A 5,911-nucleotide genomic window follows, 5' to 3' on the forward strand; every position below is an offset into this window, starting at 1 on the left:
AACTCGCGATCGTGATCGGCACGACGGCCAGGTACTGCGCGTCCGAGGACGAGGCCGCGGCGCACATCGCCGGGTACGCCATCGCCAACGACGTCTCCGAGCGGGCGTTCCAGCTCGAGCGCGGCGGGCAGTGGGACAAGGGCAAGTCGTGCGAGACGTCGCGTCCGGCACCCTGATCACGAAGACCGGCCGCTACCGGATGTTCCCGATCGTCGGGACGGTCCTGGTCGCCCTCGCGATGCTCGCCATGACCCAGCTCGCGGCGGACACCCCGATCTGGCTCATCTGCGCCTACCTGTTCGTCTTCGGTGCGGGGCTCGGCCTCATCATGCAGGTGGTCGTCCTCGTGGCGCAGAACGCGGTGCCGGCCGAGCAGGTCGGGACAGCGACCTCGACGAACAACTACTTCCGCGAGGTCGGCGCCTCCCTCGGCACCGCCGTGTTCGGTGCGCTCTTCACCGCGCGGCTCACGACGTCGCTCACGGACGTGTTCCGGGGCGCCGGCGGCTCGGCGACCGACGCGGCGTCGTCGGCGGGCAGCATCGACCCGGCGACGGTGGCGAAGCTCCCCGAGGCGGTGCAGGACGGGATCGTGAACGCGTACGCCGACTCGCTGGCGCCGGTGTTCTGGTACCTGCTGCCGTTCATCGCGGTGGCGTTCCTGCTCGCACTGTTCCTGCCGCAGATCACGCTGTCCGACACGGCCGGCATGGTCGCCCGTGGCGAGGCCGTCGGCGGCGCCGAGGCCGACGAGCTCGAGCGCGCGCAGCGTGCGGGGCACACGGTTGGCGCCACCGAGCCCGAGCCGGAGCCCGAGCCCGAGCCTGCGGACGCCGGTTCGGACCGTTCGGGGCGCTGACCGCCAGCACACGGGGACGGGAGGCGCGGTGNCAGNTCGCACCGCGCCTCCCGTCCGGTCTGTGGTGACGGCCTCACGCGCGCACCGACGATCCACGCCACGAACGGCGCGTGAGGTGTCGGTCCGCGCGTGAGATCGTTCCGGGCCGGGCGGCGCGCGCCGCGCCTGCGGCGGGCGCTACGCGCCCGTGCTCGCGCGCCGGACCAGGTGGGTGGGCAGGACCGCGGCCTCGGGCGCGGTGCCGTCGAGCGTGGCGAGCAGCCGCAGCGCCGCGGCCCGGCCGAGGTCGGCGCCCGGCAGTGCGACGCTCGTCAGCGCCGGCGCGGTGACCGACGACGACGGCAGGTCGTCGAAGCCGGCGACGGCGAGGTCCTCGGGGACGGCGATGCCGAGCCGCCCGGCGACCCGGAGCACCCCGTACGCCAGGGTGTCGGCCGCGGCGACGACCGCCGTGACCGCGTCGTCCTGCCACGCCTCGATGACGTGCTCCGTCGCCGACGCAGCGGCGTCCACCGTCAGGTCGGCGCGGGCCGTGACCTCGGACACCGCGATGCCGGCCGCCGCGCACGCCTGCTCGAACAGCTCCCGGCGGACGCCGAACGTCGCCGCGCGCGAGGTCCCGTCGAGGTAACCGACCCGCCGGTGCCCGCGCTCACGCAGGTGGGCGACGAGCTCGTGGACGCCCGGGGAGAGGTCGTAGTTGACGGCTTCGTCGCCACCCGGGGCGTCGAGGAGGACGACGGGGACGGTCGCGGTCATCGGCTCGGCGGCGGCGGGGGCGTCCACGAGGATCCCCGCCGGTCGCAGTCGCTCGAACCGTCGGACGTCGGCGGCGACGGGCTGGGCGCCGCGCTCGGTGACGGAGAGCACGAGCTGGAACCGGTCGCCCACCGTGTCGCGCACGCCGCGGATGACCTCGGCGAAGAACGGGTTCGACAGGTCGGGGGCGATCAGGACGACGAGGTCGCCGCTGCCCCGCGCGAGCGAGCTGGCGGCGTGGTCGACGACGTAGCCGAGTTCGTCGACGGCGTCGCGGACCCGTGTCGCGATCGGCACCGAGACCCGGCCGCGGTCCTTGCCGTTCACGACGAGTGACACCGTGGCGATGCTCGTCCCCGCGCGCTCGGCCACCATCGCTGCGGTCACGCGACGGCCGGAGGTGGCGGGGGCTGGCACGCGTCGATGCTACCGAGCGGAGCGGTCCCGACACGGAGGCGCCCCAGTCGACTTGACGTCAAACGCTTGACGTGTTTGCATGTCAAACGCTTGACGTGCCGCGGGAGCTGATCCTCCCGCGGATCCCCACCTCGTCGAGCCACCGACCTCGTCCCCGAAGAAGTGGAGCGCCCCGCGTGCCCGAGAAGATCATCCTCGACTGTGACCCCGGCCACGACGACGCCGTCGCGATGCTGCTGGCCCACGGCAATCCCGACATCGAGCTCCTCGCCGTGACCACCGTCGTCGGCAACCAGACGCTCCCGAAGGTCACGCGGAACGCCCTCGCCGTCGCCCGGATCGCCGGGATCACCGGGGTGCCGTTCGCCGCCGGCTCCGAGCGCCCCCTGCTCCGCGAGATCGAGGTCGCAGGAGACATCCACGGCGAGAGCGGGCTCGACGGGCCGATGCTCCCGGAGCCGTCCTTCGCGCTCGACGAGCGGCACGCGGTCGACCTCATCATCGAGACCGTCATGGCCCACGAACCCGGCACCGTGACCCTGGTGCCGACCGGCGGCCTGACGAACATCGCCCTCGCGGCCCGCAGGGAACCCCGCATCGTCGAGCGCGTCAAGCAGGTCGTGCTGATGGGCGGCGGCGTGCACGTCGGCAACTGGAGCCCCGTCGCCGAGTTCAACATCGTCATCGACCCCGAGGCCGCGGACATCGTCTTCAGCGCCGGCTGGGACGTCGTGATGGTCGGCCTGGACCTCACGCACCAGGCGCTCGCCACCCCCGAGGTCGCCGCGCGCATCGCCGCCGTCGGCACCGCCCCGGCCGCGTTCGTCGGCGAGCTGCTCGACTTCTTCGGCCAGACGTACAAGGACGCCCAGGGCTTCGACGCCCCGCCCGTGCACGACCCGTGCGCCGTCGCGTACGTCATCGACCCGACCGTCGTCCGCGCCGTGAAGGTGCCGATCACGATCGAGACGCAGGGCGTGCACACCCTCGGCATGACCGTGGCCGACTTCCGCCAGCCCGCGCCGGAGGGCTGCCGCACGAGCGCCGCACTCGAGCTCGACCACGGCCGCTTCTGGGACCTCGTCGTCGACGCCCTCGAGCGCATCGGCGAGACCCCCGACACCGGATGGACCCCGCGTCCGGCCACCACCACCGCAGCACCGACGGAGCACTGACACACCATGACCACCTCGACGACGAAGTCGACCACCTCGAAGCAGTCCATCGCTGCCCTGACCGCCGCGCTCCTCGCCGCCTGCGTCGCGTTCCAGCTCAACGCGAGCATGCTCAGCCCGGCGCTCGTGACGATGGCCCGCGAGCTGCGCACCGACGACGCCACCATCGGGCTCTCGCAGACGCTGTTCTTCACCCTGGCCGCGCTGTTCTCGCTGTTCCTCCCGCGCCTGTCCGACATCGTCGGCCGCAAGCGCGTGCTGCTCGGCATGCTCGCCGTGATGCTCGTCGGCAGCGTCGTCGCAGCGCTCGCCGTGAACGTGCCGATGCTCTTCGCGGGGCGCATGATCCAGGGCGTCACCGGCCCGGTCGTCCCGATCGGCCTGCTCATCCTCCGCAACGAGATCGCCGACCCGAAGCGCTACGGCGCCGCGCTCGGCCTCCTCACCGCGGTGAACGGCGGCATCGCGGGCGTCGACGCCCTCGCCGGCGGCTGGATCGCGACCCACTTCGGGTTCCGCGGGATCTTCTGGGTCATCGCGGTCGTCACCGTCGTGGCCGCGCTCATGGTCGCCGTGTGGGGTGTGGAGTCGAAGCCGTCCGCCGGCACCCGGATGGACTGGTGGGGTGTGCTCCCGTTGGTCGTCAGCGTCGGCGCCCTGCTCACCGCGTTCAACGAGGCGGGCAAGCTCGCCGCCGCGAACTGGGGGCTCGTGGTGGGCGGCATCGTCGTTGCGCTCGTCGCCTTCGGGGTCTTCTGGGCGGTCGAGTCGCGGGTGCGCGAGCCGCTCGTCGAGACGCGGTTCCTCAAGCGCCGCGGGACCTGGGCGCTCCTCGTGACGACACTGCTCACGATGACGGGTGTGTTCGCGGTCGTGAACGGACTGGTCACGAGCCTCGCGCAGAACCCGGACGCCGGCTTCGGGATGGAGGCGGACCTCGCCTCGCTCGCGTTCCTCACCCCGTACGCGCTGGTCGGCTGGATCGTCGGTCCGTTCGCCGGTCGGCTCGCGCCGACGCTCGGCTACCGCGCTGTGCTGCGTGTCGGCCTGGTCGGGAGCATCGTCGCGACGCTCGTCATGGCGTTCGTCGGCGTGCACTCGCTGCCCGTGCTCGTCGCGGCGACGGTCCTGATCGGCATCACCTACGCGGGCATCGCGAACATCATCCTGAACGGCCTCGGCATCGTCCTCTCGCCGGAGTCGAACCCCGGCTTCCTGCCCGGCCTGAACGCGGGTGCCTTCAACCTCGGTGCCGGCATCAGCTTCGCCGTGCTCCCGGCGCTCCAGATCGCGCTCGGGACCGGCGGGTCCGCGGGCACCGCCGGGTACTCCGGTGGCATGCTGCTCGGTGCCGTGATCACCTGCGCGGCACTCGCCACGTCCTTCCTCATCCCGCGCCCGGCCTCGGCCGAGACAGGAGTCGCCGCATGACCGGCATCGTCGTCGTCGGCAGCCTCAACGCGGACCTGGTGGTCCGCACGGAGCGCTTCCCGAAGCCCGGTGAGACCCTCCAGGGGTCCGACCTCGCGATCCTGCCTGGAGGCAAGTCCGCCAACCAGGCGGTGGCAGCCGGGAGGCTCGGGGGCACCGTGCGCATGATCGGTGCGGTCGGCGACGACGGGAACGGTCGACTGCTGCGCGACTCCGTCGCGGCGGCGGGTGTCGACACGACGCACGTCGCGGTCCGGGAGGGCGTCGCCACCGGCACGGCCGTCATCACGGTCGACGGCGCAGGGGAGAACACCATCGTGATCTCCGCCGGCGCGAACGGCACGCTGACCCCGGACGACGTCCCCGCCGATGCCCTCGACGGTGCCGGCGTGCTCGGTCTCTGCCTCGAGGTCTCGGTCGACGTCGTCCTCGCCGCCGCCCGCGCAGCGCACGCCGCCGGGGTCACGGTGCTCACGAACCTGTCCCCGTTCGGTGCCGTCCCGGCGGAGCTGCTCGAGCTGACCGACGTCCTGCTCGTCAACGAGCACGAGGCCGCCGAACTCGGGGGGCACGGCGTCCGACGGTCGATCGTGACCCGGGGTGGTTCGGGCTGCGTCGTGCACGACGGCGACGCCGAGCCGGTGTCGATCGACGCCGTGCGGGTCGAGCCGGTGGACACCACGGGCTGCGGGGACGCGTTCATGGGGGCGGTGGCGCTCCGCCTCGCCGCGGGCGACCCGCTCGTCGAGGCCGCGCGGTTCGCGGTCGGTGTCGGGGCGTACGCCGCGACGAAGGCGGGCGCGCAGGCGTCGTACCCGACCACCGCGGAACTCGAGGCGTTCCTGGCGCGGTGAGGCGCGCCTCCCGGGCCGTTCCAGTCGGCCCGGGCCACTAGCGTTGTGGCATGCGCGTGGGAGTCCTCGACATCGGGTCCAACACCGGCCACCTGCTCGTGGTGGACGCTCACGGCGGGGCGGCCCCGCTGCCGGCGTCGTCGTTCAAGCAGCCGCTGCGTCTGGCCGAGCACCTCGACGACGCCGGCGCGGTGACCCAGGCGGGCGTCGACGCCCTGACGTCGTTCGTCGCCGACGCCGTCCGCGTCGCCGAGGACCGCGGGTGCGAGGACATGCTCGCCCGCTCCGGGATGTACTCGAGCACCGTCTCCGGGTCCTTGCGGAAGTACGGCACGTACTCGCTCGCGTGGTGGCTCGACTCCGTCTCGAAGTAGCCGAACGAGTGCATCAGCTGCGTGCGGACCTGCTCGTGCCGC

General features: G+C 72.9%; 5 protein-coding genes and 2 pseudogenes. 6 read left to right on the forward strand and 1 reads right to left on the reverse strand.

Annotated elements, in window-relative coordinates:
* Nucleotides 1-167 (forward strand): annotated as a pseudogene (locus I5E_RS14205) (fumarylacetoacetate hydrolase family protein); the annotation flags it as partial.
* Nucleotides 140-859: pseudogene (locus I5E_RS14210) on the forward strand (MFS transporter); the annotation flags it as partial. The pseudogenes I5E_RS14205 and I5E_RS14210, both read left to right, overlap by 28 nt.
* Before the next feature lie 177 nt (nucleotides 860-1,036).
* Here I5E_RS14210 and I5E_RS14215 read toward each other — a convergent pair.
* Complete coding sequence (locus tag I5E_RS14215; protein ID WP_261974952.1) at nucleotides 1,037-2,035, reverse strand: LacI family DNA-binding transcriptional regulator; 999 nt, start codon at nucleotides 2,033-2,035, stop codon at nucleotides 1,037-1,039.
* Between the two features lie 176 nt (nucleotides 2,036-2,211).
* On the opposite strand from I5E_RS14215, the gene uriH reads away from it, so the two are divergent.
* From uriH to I5E_RS27035, 4 genes are read left to right on the forward strand one after another with little or no spacing between them, the layout of a single operon-like run.
* A complete protein-coding gene (gene uriH / locus I5E_RS14220; protein ID WP_022907574.1) occupies nucleotides 2,212-3,210 on the forward strand; it encodes a uridine-preferring nucleoside hydrolase UriH in 999 nt (332 codons plus the stop codon).
* 6 nt (nucleotides 3,211-3,216) lie between these two features.
* The gene (uriT, locus tag I5E_RS14225) at nucleotides 3,217-4,641 is read left to right on the forward strand and encodes a uridine transporter UriT (protein WP_022907575.1); all 1,425 of its coding nucleotides are present in this window, start codon (nucleotides 3,217-3,219) and stop codon (nucleotides 4,639-4,641) included.
* Entirely contained in the window at nucleotides 4,638-5,495 is an 858-nt protein-coding gene (locus I5E_RS14230) for a ribokinase (RefSeq protein WP_022907576.1), read from the forward strand. The genes uriT and I5E_RS14230 overlap by 4 nt, the downstream gene beginning before the upstream one ends.
* A 50-nt stretch (nucleotides 5,496-5,545) precedes the next feature.
* The gene (locus I5E_RS27035) at nucleotides 5,546-5,869 is read left to right on the forward strand and encodes a hypothetical protein (RefSeq protein WP_022907577.1); all 324 of its coding nucleotides are present in this window, start codon (nucleotides 5,546-5,548) and stop codon (nucleotides 5,867-5,869) included.
* Nucleotides 5,870-5,911: the final 42 nt, after the last annotated feature.

The organism is Curtobacterium sp. B18 (assembly GCF_000333375.1).
Lineage (GTDB): Bacteria > Actinomycetota > Actinomycetes > Actinomycetales > Microbacteriaceae > Curtobacterium.

Bases quoted from the DNA above. Each gene is read 5' to 3' on its own strand.
- uriT (WP_022907575.1), top strand. From the start codon at position 3,217: ATGACCACCTCGACGACGAAGTCGACCACCTCGAAGCAGTCCATCGCT.
- I5E_RS27035 (WP_022907577.1), top strand. From the start codon at position 5,546: ATGCGCGTGGGAGTCCTCGACATCGGGTCCAACACCGGCCACCTGCTC.
- I5E_RS14230 (WP_022907576.1), top strand. From the start codon at position 4,638: ATGACCGGCATCGTCGTCGTCGGCAGCCTCAACGCGGACCTGGTGGTC.